The organism is Colwellia sp. E2M01, assembly GCF_018860585.1.
In the GTDB taxonomy this organism is placed as follows: domain Bacteria; phylum Pseudomonadota; class Gammaproteobacteria; order Enterobacterales; family Alteromonadaceae; genus Colwellia.
On sequence record NZ_JAHKPR010000055.1, the window covers coordinates 1 to 19,680 of the forward strand.

Here is a 19,680-nt window from a genome sequence, read left to right on the forward strand (position 1 = left end):
AATCAAATTGGTATAAGCTAACAATTAGTTTATACAAAGAATAACCTGAGTTATGCAAAAATGCGAATATATCACTTAATGAGCTATTATTAATAAAGTGTTATTAACGAAGGTTGTTTTTTTCTGCTAATTCAATATTTCGTTCTATAGTCGATATTGCTTTACGACAGCGACCTAATCGTTGATGTAAAGCTAGAACTTCTTGAGATAGTTTATCGTTATTAGCACTTTTTGTTTTGATACGCTGTTGCTCTCGCTCTGCTACCATATCCATCAATCGTCGTTCGAATTCATGATGCTCAGCTAATTGTTGATAAAGCTGATGACTTGAAAGCAATACCGCTTTTGCTAATTTATTGTATTGTTCACTTTTTTGTACTTGTGTGGCTTTTTGCTTAACTTTTTTTCTCGCGTCAAAGCTTATTTGAGCGGCTTGATGCATTGGTTGATTAGCTTGTATAGCATTCATTAACCCCGATATTTGTTGCTCAATTTTAACGAGAGATAATTTCGCAAACTCGACTTTATTCGCATTGTCAGCACTCGTATTATATAACCGAGAAAACTCAATTAACTTAGCTTTAGTCTCGTTAACGTATTCACAGATTTTATCACTTTGTGTTGTAAATAAATGAGGCGAGAATAAATTATTATTTTCAATCAAGCGATGAGATTTTTGTTTACTGTTTCTTTCATCAGTTGCTTGAGCCTCTATAAATAAATGTTCCAGAAGCGTTGAAAGGCGGTTAATTGCTGCTTCGTATCGGAGGTTAGACATAAAAAATAAATGATAAATGAAAATTTATAAGGACTATACAGGAGTATATATTAAAGCAATACTTGAAAATAATATATTAGTACGCTTTGCTCCTTAATAAATTAGTTAACTTAACGCCTTAAAGTTGATGTCGTAGATTTAAGACTCAATTTTGATTAAAGATGGTGAATCATCTCTATAAATGTTTAAACTGTTTATAAATGAGTTGCAACTATTGACGGTTCAAGCTAATCGCGTTTAATATCATATATATATAAAGATCATAGGATTTGATTAAAACACAAAGTGCTTTTGCTTTGGCCTTTATAAAACAATAAAAAACATCCACCGTTCTCTAGGAAATATTATGCATAACGCCAGTAAATTGACCCAAGCTATACACGTAGCATTATTTTTGGGTCTGGGTTCTACTGGGGCTATTTCAGCCCCAACGTTTTCAGCTGAAGTAGCAGAAGAAGGCTTAGAGAAAATTCATATTACTGGTTCACGTATCACACGAACCGATATAGAAACAGCTAGTCCTATCACTATTATTGATGCCTCAGCAATAGCTTCTTCAGGCGCACTTACAGTTGAGAGCTTATTGCAGCAATTAACTGTTTCGGGGGGGGCTATGATTAATCCTGGCATTAATAATGGCTCAGGAGGCAATACTCGGGTTAATTTACGTGGTTTAGGTGCAGATCGTACGCTTATACTTCTAAATGGTAGACGTATGATTGCTTCTGGTACTGGAGCCGCGGCAAGTGTTGATTTAAATACAATTCCAGTGGCTATGATTGCACGTATTGAAGTACTCAAAGATGGTGCTTCTGCTGTATACGGTACTGATGCTGTTGCCGGTGTGGTTAACGTTATTTTGAAACGTGATTTTGAAGGGTTTGAAATCAATGTTCAAAGTGGTATTTCAGGTCAAAGTGATGCGAAAGAATCAAGTATAGATTTCGCTTTAGGCAATAGCTTTGATAAAGGAAACTTTGTCTTTGGCTTACAATACACTAATAGAGATGATGCAAGTCAAAAAAACCGAGATTATTCTAATTGCCCTATAGATGAAAAGGGAGACCCCGGCAGTATAGAATTATATTGTAGTGGTAGCCCATACTCAGTAGGTGGTCATGTTTGGGGGGACCGGAATCATCAAATACCGAAAACAGGCATAGACCCAGATACTGGCGATCCAATATATGCGATCGGTGACTCAGGTTATTATGGGCATTATGTTCAAAGTACAGCTACCGACGCTGTTGCTGGCGATACTATGTTTGAATACCTAGACGAAAATATCAGTGAAGCTGATGTGAGCGGGTTAGGGGGCACATATCATAATTTCGGTGATACTGATCAATATAACTTTGCTGAAACGAGTTATTTATCTACACCAATGGAGCGGATTAACCTCTCTTTTTCTGGTACATATGATCTTGCTGACAATATCGATTTTTTTAGTGAGGCAACGTATACCAAACGTTGGTCTGAGCAGCAAATGGCTCCTCAACCAATTTGGAATGCTCAGTCGTGGATATACATGCCAAAAAGCGCAGGCAGTCTTGAAGACGGCTATTTTATGACGGATGATTTATTACCTTTTGCACAACCGGGTGAAAAACTAGACTATGGTCGCCGAATGTCAGATACCGGTAGTAGATATTTTACTCAAACAGTTGACACTGTACGTATTGTTGCCGGTTTAGAAGGTATACTTGCAAACGATTGGGCTTGGAATATTGCCTATAATAAAGGAAGAAATGACTCTGTTAATACGTTAGCAAATTTACATAATATTGGATCAATTAATAGTGCAGTACTTGCTGGAAGTTTTGACCCTTTTACGCAATCATCTTGGCAAGGTGACTCTATTACACCATATACTTATACGGAAGTGAATGCAGGGGGAAGTGAAATGGATATAATTTCTGCCTCTTTAAATGGTGATATAGTTAGATTACCTGCCGGTGATTTAGGTTTTGCGACAGGCTATGAACACCGTAAGGAATCAGCCTATTTCACGCCAGATTCATTAACAGCTCAGGGCCTAGCAAATGATCCTAGAGTAGAGTCTACAGCAGGTAGTTATACGGTTGATGAAGCTTACCTCGAATTAGCTATACCTTTACTAGCTAATGTTACTATAGCTAAATCACTTGAGTTAAGTACCGCTATTCGCTATTTCGATTATAGTACTTTTGGTAACGATAACACGTGGAAATTAGGACTTACTTGGAAAATCAATGACAATATAATGTTACGAGGAGTAAGATCTACAGCCTATAGAGCACCAACAGTAGAGGAGCTTTATGGGGGGAAATCACCATCGTTTGATCAAATAAGTCATGCCGCAACAACTCAAACCCAAGCTGAAGTTACTGTAGGTGGTAATCCATTATTAACACCAGAAGAAGCCGATACTACAACTGTAGGTGTAGTTTATGAGCCTAGCTTTGTCGACGGCTTATCATTAACAATAGATTATTATGATATAGCTATTTCTAATGCTATTGACACCGTCGATTCAAATTATGTTGCGAACCAGTGCTTAGACAGTATGGGGGCTAAAATTAATACTACAACCGCTTTATGTCAGTCAGCAGACATAGCTATTGACGGTACAGGTCTTATTTCTTTTAATAATGGTTTTCAGAATATTGGTGGGCAATCAACATCGGGTTATGACATTAATATAGCTTATAACTTTGAGGCAGTTGGTTTAAGTTGGAAAGCAACATTAGACACCTCTATTGTAGATAAATTTGAAAAGTCAGATCAAGATGGTGTTGTGACTGATTTTTCTGGTTTAATTACTGGCGGTGAAGGCTCGTATGCAAAACTTAAAACTAACTTTAACCTATCGGTTGTCGCGGAAAGTTGGAAAGCAGGATATGAGCTACGTTATATTGATGAAATGGACTCATTTTCATGTCTAGCTGCTCCTAGCGAATGTTATGCTCCAATAGTTGAGTCGATTATTTATCATGATGTTACTGCATCTTATTACTTAAGTAATACTGTGACATTATCTGGTGGTATTAATAATCTCCTTGATGAAGAGCCACCGTATTATACTGGCTACAATGACTCTAATACTGATCCGTATACTTATGATGTATTAGGTCGTTACTTTTTCATAAAAGCGAGTATTACCTTCTAATTAACAGTAGAAATTATTTGTAGTCGGCACTTTATTTTGTATATCTATGGTCTGTTCATTTCTCGAAATGACTTTTACAGAAATTACTATGATTCAAAGCTCGTGCCGCGATTAACTTCGTTTTAAATTGAATAAATCTTAACCCTGAAAGATCAATATACCTTAGTTTAGTGCGCTATTTTCTTGGTGTTTAAAATGGGAATCAAAATGCTAATTAAAGTAGGATTTCAAGCAAATTAAGTTGACTTAGTACGAAGATATTAGTAAAACATCACTAAGCAAAATTCTTGTCCCTTAAGTCGCGATTATTTTATTCATCAAAACTTAAGTAATTTTCGCTAATATGAAGAGATTAAATTTTATAAATCTAGTTATGTTGTTATTTTTTCGCCTTGTGTTGGTGGAAATACCAACAACAATAGGTTGATAAAAAAACATAAGACAGTCTTTTAAAGTCTCACCTTGACAGCGAAGCTGTCATTTGGGACTATTGATAGGTTGTATTCATAAAAAGTTATATTTAAAAAAGACAGACTTTTATATTTGCGGTAATCAACGGATTATCAAATTTTTTGTAATTCGAATTATCAAAATTAAAATAGCAATGGTTGGGAACTATGTCCAAAGTAAGTAAGAAAAGCCTCATCGCTACAGCGATGGTTGGCGCACTAGCGCTAGTAGGTAGCAATATAGCTGCTGCTGATGCATTAACAGACCTTCAAAATGCTGAAGCTCAAATCTTCAAACAAGCTGCAAAATCACAAGCTAAAGTGAATAGCATTTACGAACAAACGCAAGATATTATTGCTGAATATCGTAATACTGTTGATGAAGCTGAAGTTTTACGTGGTTATAACGATCATGTACAGCGTATGGTTGATGATCAAGAAGCAAACCTTGCATCATTACAAAAACAAATTGATGGCGTTGATAAAGTAAAGCAAGGTGTTGTACCGTTAATGTACGATATGATTGCATCACTTGAAGAGTTCATTAAATTAGACGTACCAATGAACCTTGAGCGTCGTTTAGAACGTGTTGCTAATCTTAATGTAGTAATGAACGACTCAAATGTAACAACATCTGAGCAATTTCGTTTAGTGCTTGAAGCATATGAGATAGAAGCTGGTTACGGTACCATTTTTGACGCTTACCAAGGTGAGATTGATCTTGGCGGTCGTTCATTAACTGCTGATTTTGTTCACATGGGGCGTGTTGCTTTTGTAGCTCAATCACTTGATGCTAAACACTCATGGTTGTGGAATAACGAAACACGTTCATGGGAAGAGTTAGGTGACGATTACCTTAAACCTGTTACTGATGCTATTCGTATGGCGCGTAAACAACTTCCAATGAACTTAACTAAATTACCAGTATTTGCAGCAGGAGCAGAATAATGAAAAAAGTTATTAATTTTGTATTGCTAGCAGCAACGATGTCAGCTGGTTTTGTAGCAACAACTCAAGCAAACTCATTAGACGATTTATTAAAGCAAGTTAAAGCTGATCGTTCAGCAGGTGCTACACTTGATAAAAAACGTGAAGCTGAATTCTTATCAGACAGAGCGGATAAAGCCGCTTTATTAGCTAAAGCAAAAAAAGAATTAGCAGATGAAAACGCTCGTAATGAACGTTTAACTGATGAATATGCTGCTAATGAAATTAAGTTAGCACAAAAAGAACTTGAATTAGATAACGCAACAGGCACCTTAGGTGAAATGTTCGGTGTTTCACGTGCAGCTGCAGCTGATGCATTTGGTCAAATTAGTACTTCAATTGTAAGTGCTGAGTTCCCAGGACGCGGTGAAGTATTAAACCGTATTGCTAACGCTAAAGAAATCCCAAGCATCGAAGATCTTGAACAGTTATGGTTTGCATTACAAACAGAAATGACTGAATCAGGTAAAATTTCAAAGTTTGATGTTGATGTAACTAACTTAGATGGTACTAAGTCTACAGAAAGTATTACTCGTATCGGTACTTTTAACTTAGTTTCTGAAAACGGCTACTTAACTTACAATGATGAAGTAGGTCAAGTTCAACCATTACCTAAGCAACCAGCAGGTTTTATCACTGAAACAGCTGCAGACTTCTTTGGAACTACAAGTGGCTACACAGGTGTTTTCCTTGACCCTTCACGTGGTGGTATCTTATCTTTAGAAACACGTAAGAAGACTGTTGAAGAATTCTTCCATGAAGGTAAAGAAGTTGGTTACGCAATTACAGTATTATTAATTTTAGGTTGTTTAATTGCACTTGAGCGTTTAATCGTTTTAGGTGGCATGAGCTCTAAAATTAAAGCGCAAGAGAAAAACCTTGATAAACCAAATGAAAACAACCCACTAGGTCGTTTACTTAAAGTTTTTTATGATAACCAATCAGCTGATGCTGAGACATTAGAATTAAAACTTGATGAAGCAATTCTTCGTGAAACACCTCAAGTTGACCGTGGCGTAGGCTTAATCAAAATGTTTGCAGCTATTGCTCCTCTAATGGGTCTATTAGGTACAGTTATCGGTATGATCATGACTTTCCAAACTATTACATTGTTTGGTACTGGTGACCCGAAAATTATGGCAGGTAACATCTCACTTGCACTTGTAACAACTGCTTTAGGTCTGATTTGTGCTTTACCACTTATCTTGGTTCACTCTGTTGTGGCTGGTAAGAGTAAGTCGGTATTACAAAAATTAGATGAGCAAAGCGCTGGTTTAATTGCTGCTATCGCAGAGAAGGGGTCTAAATAATGTTATTCCTGATAGAGCTTTGGGAATCTGTCAGGGGTTTTGTTGCGACAGGTGGTAACGTACTTTACGTTGTTGCCTTCGCACTCTTATTAATGTGGATATTAATGATAGAACGTTTTATGTTCTTATCAAAAGTGTACCCAGCCTTGAGAAACGATATTGTTGCTCGTTGGGATGCACGACAAGATACAACATCTTGGTATGCACATAGAATTAGAGAGACTTGGATCTCCGAAGCAGACGAGTTACTTGAAAAGCGTATGATAACCATTAGAACATTAGTGGCAATGTGTCCTCTTATCGGTTTACTGGGAACAGTAACAGGTATGATCGGCGTATTTGAAGTCATGGCCCAACAAGGCACTAGTAATCCGCGTTTAATGGCCGCCGGTATATCGCAAGCAACAATCCCGACTATGGCGGGAATGGTAGCAGCATTATCAGGTGTGTTTTTTAGTACTAGATTAGACGCTAAAGTTAAACTAGCAAAGGCTAAACTGGTTGACAGTTTACCTCATCACTAGAGAGATATTTTCATGGCACGTAAACGTATTCGTGAATCCGAAGAAGCAGTAATTGATATGACACCGATGCTTGATATCGTATTTATCATGCTGATCTTCTTCATCGTAACCACTTCATTTGTAAAAGAAGCTGGTATTGAAGTAAATAAACCTAAAGCGGCTAACCAGACTACACAGAAAAATGCCAATATCTTTGTTGCAATTAAAGATAATGGTGAGATTTGGTTAGACAAAGGTCGAGTAGACATTGAACGTGTTGGTGCAAGGATTGAAAAATTACTTGCTGAACAACCTACCGATGTTGTAATCATTCAAGCTGACAAAGATGCTAAACATGGTGTTGTTGTTAAAGTAATGGATGCAATTAAAGAGGCTGGTATAGACCGAATTTCTATCGCGGCTGCGAAGGGGTAATATATGGTTCGCTTTTTAGTATCAATACTACTAGGCGTTGTAATTACCTTCGGCTTATTTGTTTTTATGGCTTTTCTTGTTTCTAGCGGTGATAGAAACAAAGAAGAGCAGCAAGAAAATATTATAGTAGAAGTTAATACTACGCCGCCTAAGTCTGCAACAGAACAGCGTCGACGTGTACCGCCGCCGCCACCGCCGCCGCCAAAAGCGCCGCCAAAACAGTCTACACCTGAGCCTGAAACCAATAATAATACTAGTGGTTTAAGTTTTAATATGCCAGGTGTTCAAATGGCTGGTGCATCTACTGGTTTATCTGCTCCTGGAGCAGGTATAGGTAGAGATGGTGATGCAACTCCAATTGTGCGTATTGAGCCTAAGTATCCTATGGATGCTGCTCGTGATGGTAAAGAAGGTTATGTTGTACTATCTTTTTCTATCAACGAAATTGGTGGTGTTGAAGATGTAGAGGTTATTGAAGCTCAACCTAAGCGTGTTTTTGATAAAGAAGCAAGACGCGCTCTTAGGAAGTGGAAATACAAACCGAAAGTTGAAGAAGGTAAAGCCCTTCGTCAAACTGGCTTAACCGTTCGACTTGACTTCAAAATGGGAGGTTAATAGTTATGTTTAATAAATTAGTATTTAAAAACTTATCGTTTAAAAGATTATCAACTTCTCTTGTTGTTGTTACTTCGTTACTTGTTGCACAAGCACCTTTTGCTGATTATGTAAATGCTGCTGAACAAGCTCAGAAAGAAAAACGTAAATCATATCTTCCTAGTCCTAGTACTGGTAAAAAAGTTCAAGAAGCTTTTGAACTTTATAGTGCGGATGATATTGATGGTGCTTTAGTCGTATTACTTGATATTGATGCAGATAAAGAATATGACAAAGCCTATGTTTCTCGTTTTATCGCGGTAATGTATGCTACTAAAGGTGATAATGATCAGAAAACGATTAAATACCTAAAAGCAGCAATTGAACCTGATATTCTTAATGAGTCGGATCATAGTGAATCTTTAAAGTTATTGGGTGATATGCAAATGCAAACCAAAGACTATAAAGGTGCATTAGAAAGCTATTACGCGTGGATGGATTTCTCGGGTAAAGAGGATGGTCAAACTTATATTAAAATAGCTAACGCGTATTACTCGCTTGGTCAATTAGATAAAGTTATTGCTCCTGCAGATAAAGCTATTGTAGCCTTTGGTGACAAGCAAAATCAAAACCCTTATATATTGAAAGTACAATCATATTATGAGCGTAAACAATATAAAGAAACTATTAAGGTTTTAGAGACAGTTGTACAGCTTTTCCCTGAAAGTAAGCAGTGGTGGACTCAACTTCCAATGTTTTACTTGTTGGTTGAAGACTATAATAAAGCAACTGAAACTCTTGATTTAGCTTACAAGCTAGGTTATTTGGATAAAGAAAGTCAAATAACTACTTTAGCAAGCTTATACTCTCAATCTGATGCTCCTTATATGGCTGCTAAATTGTTAGAGAAATATATAGCTTCAGGCTTAGTTAAACGCGATGATAAGAATATTTCATCTTTAGCTAATGCTTGGCACTCTGCGCTAGATATTGATAAAGCAGCAACTTATTATGGTGAAGTAGCCAAAATGACAAGTGATGCTGGAATTTATCGTAAGCAAGGTATGTTATATAAGCAAGATGAGCAATTTACTAAAGCTATCACTGCATTAAATAAAGCTATTGAACTTGGTGCTTCTGATGAAGGTCAAATTCATATGAGTATTGCTGAATCTTACTTTTATTTAGAAAAGTATAAAGAAGCTTACGCTGCTATTCAAAAAGCGGTGAAAGACCCGAAGTCACGCAAATATGCTGAAGGTTGGAAACGCTTTATTATAGATACAGCTAAAAGAAAGAAAGTTACTATTTAGTTAATTACTATTAATTAATTACGTAATACAAAAACCAGCTTAATAGCTGGTTTTTTATTTTTTATAATCATGAAACGAAATTTTTAGTGTGCTTTACAGGTCTATGTAATAGCTGCGGAGAAAAATTCATTAGATAATAACGTGAGTTTATCTTGCTAGACCACTAACGAACAACCTCACAATCATCTCGAAAAGGATATAAGTATGAATATAGTTAAAAAAGCATCAATCTCAGTCATTGCAAGTTTAGTTGCATTAAGCTTATTTATGAGTAGCACTGTAACTGCTGAAACAAACCCATTTGTAAGTCATGAAATAACAACTGTTGTTGCTGTCGATAATAATAAATGCGGTGAAGGCAAGTGTGGCGAAGCTAAAATGAAGTCAAGTTCAGAAGCTAAATGTGGTGAAGGCAAGTGTGGCGAAGCTAAAATGAAGTCAAGTTCAGAAGCTAAATGCGGTGAAGGCAAGTGTGGCGAAGCTAAAATGAAATCAAGCTCAGAAGCTAAATGTGGTGAAGGCAAGTGTGGCGAAAGTAAAATGAAATCAAAAAAATGTGGTGAATAGTTCGCTTATTTGATTGATATACAGTGTTTTTTACTTTTATAGCATTCATTAATCAGAGCTGAAGGTAAATAAAAAATATAAAACTATAATTTTACTATCCATTAGTACACTATTGGGTAGTAAAATATTCTTTTATTTAAAAATGATCAGCTTAAAGAATACCTAATTGTCATATTCAATTTATCTTTTCTCTCTCCTTTACAAAGCACTCATATAAACAGGTATAAGCTGATACTCTTAAAGTGTATAATGACGAAACTATGCTTTTGAACTGGACTTAGCCGTGAATAATAATGATGTTTTACGCAGACTGCGTTATACCTTTAATTTTAATGATAAACAAATGGTCGCTATATTCGCCTCAGCAGGTGAAGTAGTTAGTAGAGAACAAATTAGTCAGTGGTTAAAGAAAGACAATGATGATGATTTTGTCGCACTGTTTGATACTAAGTTAGCTATATTTTTAAATGGCTTTATCAACGAAAAACGCGGGAAAAAATCAGGACCTTCACCGCTACCTGAAAAACGCCTAACTAATAATATCATTCTAACAAAACTTAAAATTGCCTTAAATTTACAAGCAGAACAAATTATTGAGTTATTAAAAGGTGTTAATTTTAATATTGGTAAAGCTGAATTAAGTGCATTTTCTCGTAAAATTGATCATAAACATTATCGTGAATGTAAAGACCAAGTATTACGAAACCTTTTACAAGCAATTGATAATAAATATCATGTTGAAAGAACAAGTAAAGTACATAAAGCAGGGCAAGCTATTGGCGCTGATCGTTCAGCTAAAGTAAATAAAAAAACTTTTACTAAGAAAAAAGCAGAGAAAAAAAACTCATCGTCACCTTGGGTTGAAGGCGCTCGACCTAATGCCAGTAGTATTTACATCAATCCAAAAAAAACGGATGAGCCAAAACGACAGCGACTTAAATTATCTAAATAATAAGTGTTAACTATTACATTAAACGATAGTAAGTTGTGCAATAAAATTGTGCAAATTCGAGACGTTTTATTTAACATTAAATAAGCCTATATACTCGAATAATTATAAGGTAAAATCTCTGCAAAATTTGTTATTAGTGTTATAAAAAAGTATGTATGGATATATTAGTTGTTGATGATACAAAATCAGTACAAAGCATGTTGTCAGAGCTGCTTTGTGAAGAAGGTCATACGGTAGAAACGGCAAATAATGGTCTTGATGGCTTAGGTAAAGCCCAAAAAGGTGACTACGAATTATTTGTTATTGATCATTTAATGCCTTTAATGAATGGTACTCAGTTGATCAAAAATTTAAAAAAAATCCCCGAGCTAGCCAATAAAAAAATAATATTTATTACTACTCAAAGCCATAGCACGGTTCAAAAGCTCCCAGAGTACTCTCTTTTTGATAAAGTTATTGAAAAGCCTTTTAATAAAAATACTTTTCTAAATGTGTTGTCTGATCTGACTGACCCAGTCTTTCAGCGTAAACCCATACAGGTAAATGGTTAATATCAATCTTTTTTATAGTGATTACTTGAGCTGATTAAATAAGTTGTACTAGCTTTACTTTACTTCTAATAGTAAAGCTACCATTTGTTTAAATGTTTATTTACTTTGTGCAATAAGTCGACAAGCTTAATGGTAATGTTATAAAGCCTACAGAGATGCTTTTAGTCCTATAAAAATTACCTTAATTGCTTTATTATTTAAATTATCTATTAATCAATTTTATAGAAAACAGATTAAGGCTCTCATACTCTCTCATGAATGAAATACAACAACAGCAATTACTTGACGCTATACACACCATCCCGGACTACCCTGCAAAAGGTATAATGTTTCGTGATGTTACTAGCTTATTAGAAAAACCAGAAGCTTTTGCACTAACCATAGAATTATTTGTTGAAGCATACAAAAATAAAGGGTTTACTAAAGTTGTTGGTACTGAAGCTCGTGGTTTTCTTTTTGGCGCACCATTAGCGTTAGCACTTAACATTGGCTTTGTACCCGTAAGAAAACCAGGAAAGCTCCCTCGTGATACTTATTCTCAAGCTTATATTCTTGAATATGGGGAAGACGTATTAGAAATTCACCGAGATGCATTGACTGAAAGTGATAAAGTCTTGATTATTGATGACCTTTTAGCTACTGGTGGAACTATTGAAGCAACTACAAAATTAATTCGCCGCTTAGGTGCACAAGTAAATGATGCGGGTTTTGTTATTTCATTACCCGATTTAGGCGGTGAAAAGCGTTTAAGCGCATTAAATATTGAGAGTTATTCTTTGGTACAATATCAAGGTGAATAGTTTGCTTAATAACCAATTAAGAAATTTAACATGAGCTATCAAGTTTTAGCAAGAAAATGGCGGCCTAAAAACTTTCAAGAGTTAATGGGTCAAGAGCACGTTGTGAGTGTGTTAGTTAATGCTTTATCACAAAAGCGTTTACACCATGCCTATCTTTTTACGGGGACACGTGGTGTTGGTAAAACTACGATCGCACGAATCTTTGCTAAGAGCCTTAACTGTGAAGTAGGTATTACTAATACGCCATGTGGTAAGTGTGATGCGTGTGTTGATATTGATCAAGGGCGTTTTGTCGATCTATTAGAAATTGATGCAGCTTCTAAAACTAAAGTTGATGATACGCGTGAAATTCTCGATAATGTTCAATATGCACCAAGCAGAGGACGCTTTAAAGTTTATCTTATCGATGAGGTGCACATGTTATCTCGTCATAGTTTTAATGCTTTGCTTAAAACTCTTGAAGAGCCTCCTGAGCACGTTAAGTTTATTCTAGCGACTACTGATCCTCAAAAATTACCAATAACCGTTTTATCACGCTGCTTGCAGTTTCACCTAAAAGCATTAACGGTGCCACAAATTGAAGATAAACTTGCTGAAATATTGTCGCAAGAAAAAGTCAAACATGAGCCCGGTTGTTTAACTCTATTAGCTAAGGCCGCTCGCGGTAGTATGCGTGATTCATTAAGTTTAACCGATCAAGCGATAGCACAAGGACAAGGCAATATCAGCCTAGTTAATATTCAACAAATGTTAGGCGGTATTGATCAAAACTGGGTTTATCAACTGGTTATTGCGTTACTTAAACAAGACAGCCAAGCATTAATGACACTATCGCAAGAGATAGCTTCATACGCGCCAAGTTATAGCCGCTTATTTGCAGACTTAATTCAGTTGTTTCACCAAATAGCTTTAATGCAAATAGTGGATAAATCATTCGATTTACCGAACGACTTATTAAGTTTATTGAAAAAATTTAGTCAAACTATGTCGCCGGAAGATGTTCAGCTTTATTATCAAATAGCACTTAATGGTCGTAAAGATTTACCCTATGCATCTGACGAGCAAGCTGCTTTTGATATGACTTTATTACGATTATTTGCATTTAAACCAATGCAAAAAGCACAGTTAAGTAAAGCTGAAGAAAACAATTACCTTGAGAAAAATACTGAACAGTTTGATGATTTCAGTTATGAAAATGTTAGTGCTAAGCAAGTCAACGTTAATGCAGATAAGCCATTAAGTGAGCAAAACCTTAGACAAGAAAACGCTATCAGAACTGAAGAGCCTGCTATTGAAAATAACAAGGCTCAAGCACAAGGCGAGGTTACAGCGTCTAACCCAATTGATAATGATATATTTGCTTCTGATGATAAGAGTATAAATGATACCGAACATAGCGAGTCAGATCTACATGCACAAATGTATGCGATTGAACAACAAGCTACTGAGCTTATGGCTAAAGGTAATCAACAAGCGGAGCAAGTAGCAAGGCTAAAAAAATCAGCTGTTGACAGTGTTCAAGATGAAAATAACATTCATCAAGTTGAACAAACGACAGAGACAGTAGCTGTAGGTGAAAAAAGCGTTGAATCAGTGCCTCTAGATGCTATACCTCAAGAAGTACCAACAGTTAATATTGATAGCCCTGTTAGCTCAGTTCTTGCTACTCGAAACATGCTTCGCAGTCGCAAAAAGGCAATGGAAGCGCAAACAAAAAAGTCTAATGACGTAACTATGCGTCAAACAAATAGTACCACCAATAGTAACGAGAATACTGTAACTGAAAGCGCAGTTATTCCTAGTGAGCCTTTAGTAATAGCACCTGAGCCTGAAGTGCCTTTTCATCAAGACAATATAGATCCGACTAAAATAACTAAAGCAAATCAAGTTGATAAGTGGGCGCATATGATTGACTCGATGCAACTTACGGCACGTGTAAGACAGTTAGCGATTCACGCAACAATCAGTGAAGACTCTACTGATGATAATTTGATTTTACAATTAGATCAGGCAACAAGGCATTTAAATACAGAATTTGCTCAACAGCAGTTACAAAGTTATATTTGTGAGTTTTTATCTCGTGATGTTACCGTAACACTTGATGTTGTAGAAGAAACCGTAGCAGATCCTTATCAAATTCAAGTGCAGATAAACGACAAACGTCTTGAATATGCTAAAGCACTAATTAGAGAAGATAATACAGTGATTGCTTTACAAGAATCTTTCCAAGCTACGTTAAATGAAGAAAGTATTTCGCCTCGTTGATTTGCAACGCCGGTTTAACTTACGCTGTTGAATAATACTCTTACATAAAATAATTTTACTTTCGCGAAAATGCTGTTGTATTTCAGGTAAAGTAACCCCATTAATAAATTAAGTAGTTAACACAGAATAATTGGAGAAAATTATGATGAAAGGCGGAATGGGCAACTTAATGAAGCAAGCCCAACAAATGCAGGCCAAAATGGCTAAAGCACAAGAAGAATTAGCACAGATGGAAGTTGTTGGTGAAGCTGGTGCAGGTATGGTGAAAGTTACTATGACAGGTAGTCATAGTGTTCGTCGTGTAGAGCTTGATGAAAGCTTAATGAGCGATGATAAAGACATGATTGAAGACTTACTTGCTGCAGCTGTAAATGATGCGGTACGTCGTGTTGAAGAGCAAAATAAAGATAAAATGGGCTCAGTTACTGGCGGTATGCAATTACCACCAGGTATGAAAATGCCGTTTTAAGTGATAAATATATAAAAAAAGCCAGCTTTATCGCTGGCTTTTTTGTCCTAAATTATGAGCAATTTTCATTTCTATGATTAATTTGTTCACCTGTTATCCATTTCCCATAGAGTTTTCTAATCATTCCCCAATCACTATGCTCTGCCTTGCCTACTCTTAATACAAAGAAGTTCAAACAAGTTGCTGTAAAAGTAATCTCGAAAGATCAACAGACCCTAGTCGGCTGACAAATATTTATGCAATACATAATGTAAATCGCTTTGTTGGAAGGGCTTATTAATAAAGTCTTCTATGCCTATTTCAAGCGCTTGTTCTTTATCTTCTTTACCAACACTTGCACTTAAAATAATAATTGGAATATCTTTAAGTTTATTGTTTCTTTTAATCAATTTTGATGCAGTAAAACCATCCATTACAGGCATTTGTAAGTCCATTAATATGAGCTTAGGTTTATTATTCTCAAGGTAGGTTAGCGCTTCTTGACCGTCATTAACTAAATCACAACTCACCCCTAGTGAGGATAATTGTTTTTTTACAATTATTTGGTTAATTTTATTATCTTCGACTACTAAAATATTGATCCCATGGTCATTAAAGTCTTGCAGCGTAGTTAAATTTTTAGGCTCTGGCACTTCAACCGGCTGAGTTGCTTGCGGTAATTCAAGTGTTACTATAAAAGAGCTGCCTTTACCATATTCACTATTGAGTGTGACATCACCACCCATTAAGTTACTTAACTTTTTAACAATAGATAAACCTAAGCCTGTACCTCCATATTTTCTGGTAGTAGATAACTCTGCTTGTGCAAAGGCATTGAAAATATTTTTTTGTTGTTCAGTTTTGATACCTATGCCTGAATCTGTGACTGTTAAGGTTACAATGCGACTATTATTCTTGGTGTTTTTACAATCACCGCTGATAGTTATCGTGCCTGTATCTGTAAATTTAATCGCATTATTGAGTAAGTTGATTAGTATTTGTTTAAACCTAAAGTCATCTCCTGCAACCCACAAATTAAAATTAGTAGTGAAATTTTTAGTGATATTTATAGACTTTTCAACAGCCTTGTCATTCAACATATCAATAACGGATAAAGATTCTTTTGTCGGATTAAATGCTCTATTTTCAAGGTTTAACTCACCCGTTTGCATTTTTGAAATATCTAAAACATCGTTAACAATACTCAGTAACAAGTTGGAGGAGTGGCCGATTTTATTTAAATAGTCGTTGGCTATTTTGTCACGTGTTTCACGCTGAGCAATTTCTGTAAAGCCAATAATTGCATTTAATGGTGTGCGATATTCATGACTGATATTAGCGAGAAATAAGTTTTTGGCTTTATTGGCGACAACGAGTTCATTATTACTTTTTATTAACTCTGCTGTACTTTGCTTTACTTTGCGGGTGAGTGAGTAATTAAAGGTGATAATAAAAAATACAAACATGACACAGATTAAACCAATTAAGCAGCTTGCAAAGGTAATGATTAAGTTGCCCCAATCGATTAACCCTCGTTCAAATCTTTCAGTGCTCGAGAAGGTAAGTAACCCTTTTTTGTCAAAGAGATCTACTTCGACTGTGTAATTAAATAATTTGTTAGCTTCATGGTTTACATGAGAAAAAACATTATCCTTGGCATAGCTTAATTGATACGTGAAGTTAGTGGCGTCAACCTCTTTATATATGGCTGCAAGTAATACGTCTAATTCAAAAACAGCTTCGACTAGCCCTTTTAATGAAGTCTCTTTATTTTCAGTCCCGTTTTTATAAACAGGGTAATAGACAACTACTCCCGTGTATTTGTCTTGTTGTTGTATCAATGAAAGTAATGGTGTTATAACAATTTTCTTAAGTGCAATTGCTTTTTCAACACTCGCTTTCACAAAAGGATGAGTAGATACATCTAAGCCAATAGCAGCCTTATTTGATTCAAGAGGCTCTATAAATGTTATCGGGATATAACTACTTTGTTGCGGCGCTTTTTTAAAGCCTTGAGCAGTTAATTTTTTAATGTAAGAGTTATTAAAGCCGTCGTTCATTAAAGATAATTCAAAGGCTTCTCTTTTATGAGCTGATATTACCGGTAACCAAGCTAAGGCTCTTATTTCAATATTAGATTGTTCAATGGTATGGGTAAAGCTTTTAAATTCTGCACGTGTCACATTGTCACTAGCTTGCAGTAAAGCATCTAACGATATTAAATGATGCTTTATACTTGTTTGAATTATTTGAAAGCTCTCTATGAAGTGACTTGTTGAGTTAATGAACTCTTGCTCTTTTTCACTGTGTTTATGTGAACTAGACAAGTTAAAAATGAAAGCAATAATACAATATACACAAAGGCTAGTTACAATAGCTGGAGTTTGATGTTTAGCTTCTTTAACGTATTTATTCTTGACTATAAATAACAGGGTAGGGGTAATAAATAGAATACTTAAAAAATCACCAAACCACTTAACGGACCAAATATAACATAGTTGTTCGAACGGGATATCTAAGGTTAACCATAAAGACAGCGCAAGTAATGTACTACTGATAAGTGCAGATAATGGCCCTGTTAAAACTAAAAACTTAATTCTTTCATTGGGTAAATAAATTTTAATAGGAAAGGTAAAGCATCGTAGTACAAATTGTTTACTTATTACTAACTGTAAAATACTGATAATAACTAAGATAGCAATTAAATAACTAGGTATTGGATTGTCTAGCTGTTGCTGGTAAGTGGTAAATAATAAGGATAAAAATACACCAATGAGTACTGCCCGACCATATAAAAGATACAAGCCGAGAACGACACCCGTTACAGGCCAAATTAAACTAGCAAAACCAAACGCAATGGTATAATAAGACCCTAATTTCACTAAAGTAAAATGTACAAGAAATGAAATAAAAACTAAGAAAAGTGTTTTCAAAACGTTGTACTCATTTAGTTTTCCTTTTTACAGTATTTTTTCTATTTTATTTAAAAAATAACAATAATGATAAGCTTATTTATGTACGGCTAGGGTTTCTTATTTATATTGAGAGTATGATCATTTTAATTAATAGTTAACATGGCCATACTAAGTTGCACGTTAAGTTTTATTGTAAAATAAATTCAAGGTTTACTTAAGGTGGTTAGTTATAACTTTTCTTTAAACTCAATAGATTATAGCTAAAAAGTAATGTTTCGCTATATCTAAAGCAATATAAACGTATTTAATAATAAAAATGTAAGACATGCTTTATTAATTTAATAAATATAGTAATAAATGGTGAAAGATATTTAATTAGTTTACTACTATTTGTCTATAAAATTGATTAAAATTAGACTTCAATATTTGAGTACTATCCTCAATCTGTATGCTTATTATTTTTGTTCTTTAGTTTACATTCCTCTTTATTAATAAAATGGAAATCTATGAAATTTAGTCCCTTGGTTCAAGAGTTAATTGATTCATTAAAATGCTTACCAGGTGTAGGTGCTAAATCAGCACAACGTATGGCATTTCAGCTACTTGAACGTAACCGACGTGGTGGCAGTAAACTAGCGAGTACTCTAGCAAAAGCCATGACTGATATCGGTCATTGCCAACAATGTCGTAATTTTACCGAAGAGGAATTGTGTGAAATTTGTTTATCGCCAAAACGTAAAGTTGCTAGTACTTTATGTATTGTTGAAACGCCAGGTGATGTGATTGCAATAGAGCAAACAGGGGAGTTTTCGGGGTTATACTTTGTGTTGATGGGACATCTCTCTCCCATTGATGGTATCGGCCCTGAGGATTTAGGCTTAGATATTTTAGCTAAACAATTTGCTAGCGGTCAGTTTACTGAAGTTATTTTAGCGACTAATCCGACGGTAGAAGGAGAGGCCACAGCACATTTTATCGCTGAACTTGCCCAGCAACACCACGTAAACATTTCAAGAATTGCTCATGGTGTGCCAGTTGGTGGTGAATTAGAGTATGTTGATGGTAATACTTTATCGCATGCGTTATCAGGTAGAAAAAGCTACTTTACTTAGCCGGTTAGATACCCAATGATAATTTATTGGTTCAGTTTTATAGTAATATTTCTATATTAGGATCAGATATTTAGAAATGGTTGTTTAATATTACGAGTTACAAGGTGTGACTCGTTTTTAAAAGTCGTGTAGGTGACTACCCTCCCGTAAACTTAACTTTAAAACCTGCTTTTTCTAATACTTGTTGAATAATATCGCGTTTATCTCCTTGTACCTCTATGGTTTCATCAACAACCGAGCCACCGGTACCACAGGTCTTTTTAAGCTTTGTTGCTAATTCTTTTAGAGCTTTGGAGTCTAGACCTAGGCCACTGATGACGATTACGCCTTTACCTTTTCGCCCTTTAGTCTCTCGTCTAACTCTGGCAAAGCCATCACTGGGGGTAATGTTTTTAGTTTTCTTCTGATCGATACGACCATTGTCTGTAGAGTAAACAAGCGAGTCATCGTTCACTTGAGATGTTTTATCAAGCTCAACAGGGGCCTTACCAAAGGCACTGGCTAAATCACTTAAACTAGATAAACTATTTTTCATAAAACACCTTTCACAATT

Annotated in this window: 17 protein-coding genes; 14 read left to right on the forward strand and 3 right to left on the reverse strand. The window is 35.5% G+C overall.

Annotated elements, in window-relative coordinates; all coding sequences use genetic code 11:
* Positions 1-103: 103 nt before the first annotated feature.
* On the reverse strand, positions 104-778 hold the full coding sequence (priC, locus tag KO502_RS11550; protein ID WP_216022724.1) for a primosomal replication protein PriC: 675 nt from the start codon (positions 776-778) through the stop codon (positions 104-106).
* 346 nt (positions 779-1,124) lie between these two features.
* On the opposite strand from priC, the gene KO502_RS11555 reads away from it, so the two are divergent.
* The 13 genes from KO502_RS11555 (at position 1,125) to KO502_RS11615 (ending at position 15,121) form a co-directional block, all read left to right on the forward strand.
* On the forward strand, positions 1,125-3,926 hold the full coding sequence (locus tag KO502_RS11555; RefSeq protein ID WP_216022725.1) for a TonB-dependent receptor: 2,802 nt from the start codon (positions 1,125-1,127) through the stop codon (positions 3,924-3,926).
* Between the two features lie 617 nt (positions 3,927-4,543).
* A complete protein-coding gene (locus tag KO502_RS11560; protein ID WP_216022726.1) occupies positions 4,544-5,323 on the forward strand; it encodes a DUF3450 domain-containing protein in 780 nt (259 codons plus the stop codon).
* On the forward strand, positions 5,323-6,672 hold the full coding sequence (locus KO502_RS11565) for a MotA/TolQ/ExbB proton channel family protein (protein WP_216022727.1): 1,350 nt from the start codon (positions 5,323-5,325) through the stop codon (positions 6,670-6,672). Before KO502_RS11560 ends, KO502_RS11565 begins: the two co-directional genes overlap by 1 nt.
* Positions 6,672-7,196 carry a MotA/TolQ/ExbB proton channel family protein gene (locus KO502_RS11570; RefSeq protein ID WP_216022728.1) on the forward strand — a complete coding sequence of 175 codons (525 nt, stop codon included), beginning with the start codon at positions 6,672-6,674 and terminating at the stop codon, positions 7,194-7,196. The genes KO502_RS11565 and KO502_RS11570 overlap by 1 nt, the downstream gene beginning before the upstream one ends.
* A 12-nt stretch (positions 7,197-7,208) precedes the next feature.
* On the forward strand, positions 7,209-7,610 hold the full coding sequence (locus KO502_RS11575) for a biopolymer transporter ExbD (RefSeq protein ID WP_216022729.1): 402 nt from the start codon (positions 7,209-7,211) through the stop codon (positions 7,608-7,610).
* A 3-nt stretch (positions 7,611-7,613) separates the two neighbouring features.
* Positions 7,614-8,225 (forward strand): energy transducer TonB, encoded by a 612-nt coding sequence (locus tag KO502_RS11580; RefSeq protein WP_216022730.1) that lies wholly within the window; start codon positions 7,614-7,616, stop codon positions 8,223-8,225.
* 5 nt (positions 8,226-8,230) lie between these two features.
* Positions 8,231-9,517, forward strand: coding sequence for a tetratricopeptide repeat protein (locus tag KO502_RS11585; RefSeq protein WP_216022731.1), 1,287 nt, complete (start codon positions 8,231-8,233; stop codon positions 9,515-9,517).
* A 204-nt stretch (positions 9,518-9,721) separates the two neighbouring features.
* Positions 9,722-10,084, forward strand: a complete 363-nt coding sequence (locus tag KO502_RS11590; RefSeq protein WP_216022732.1) for a hypothetical protein — start codon at positions 9,722-9,724, stop codon at positions 10,082-10,084.
* A gap of 283 nt (positions 10,085-10,367) precedes the next feature.
* The gene (locus KO502_RS17335; RefSeq protein ID WP_216022733.1) at positions 10,368-11,036 is read left to right on the forward strand and encodes a DUF1456 family protein; all 669 of its coding nucleotides are present in this window, start codon (positions 10,368-10,370) and stop codon (positions 11,034-11,036) included.
* Positions 11,037-11,191: 155 nt separating this feature from the next.
* On the forward strand, positions 11,192-11,587 hold the full coding sequence (locus KO502_RS11600) for a response regulator (protein ID WP_216022734.1): 396 nt from the start codon (positions 11,192-11,194) through the stop codon (positions 11,585-11,587).
* Positions 11,588-11,841: 254 nt separating this feature from the next.
* Positions 11,842-12,387: an adenine phosphoribosyltransferase gene (gene apt, locus KO502_RS11605; RefSeq protein WP_216022735.1), complete on the forward strand. Its 546-nt coding sequence runs from the start codon at positions 11,842-11,844 to the stop codon at positions 12,385-12,387.
* Positions 12,388-12,417: 30 nt separating this feature from the next.
* On the forward strand, positions 12,418-14,652 hold the full coding sequence (dnaX, locus tag KO502_RS11610) for a DNA polymerase III subunit gamma/tau (RefSeq protein ID WP_216022736.1): 2,235 nt from the start codon (positions 12,418-12,420) through the stop codon (positions 14,650-14,652).
* Positions 14,653-14,791: 139 nt separating this feature from the next.
* Entirely contained in the window at positions 14,792-15,121 is a 330-nt protein-coding gene (locus KO502_RS11615) for a YbaB/EbfC family nucleoid-associated protein (protein WP_216022754.1), read from the forward strand.
* A 215-nt stretch (positions 15,122-15,336) separates the two neighbouring features.
* Here KO502_RS11615 and KO502_RS11620 read toward each other — a convergent pair whose 3' ends face one another.
* A complete protein-coding gene (locus KO502_RS11620) occupies positions 15,337-18,033 on the reverse strand; it encodes a CHASE domain-containing protein (RefSeq protein WP_216022737.1) in 2,697 nt (898 codons plus the stop codon).
* 488 nt (positions 18,034-18,521) lie between these two features.
* Between KO502_RS11620 and recR the strand changes: the two genes are divergently transcribed.
* Positions 18,522-19,127, forward strand: coding sequence for a recombination mediator RecR (gene recR / locus KO502_RS11625; protein WP_216022738.1), 606 nt, complete (start codon positions 18,522-18,524; stop codon positions 19,125-19,127).
* A 136-nt stretch (positions 19,128-19,263) separates the two neighbouring features.
* Here the strand turns inward: recR and KO502_RS11630 are convergent, their stop codons facing one another.
* On the reverse strand, positions 19,264-19,581 hold the full coding sequence (locus KO502_RS11630; protein ID WP_354668326.1) for a stress response translation initiation inhibitor YciH: 318 nt from the start codon (positions 19,579-19,581) through the stop codon (positions 19,264-19,266).
* Positions 19,582-19,680: the final 99 nt, after the last annotated feature.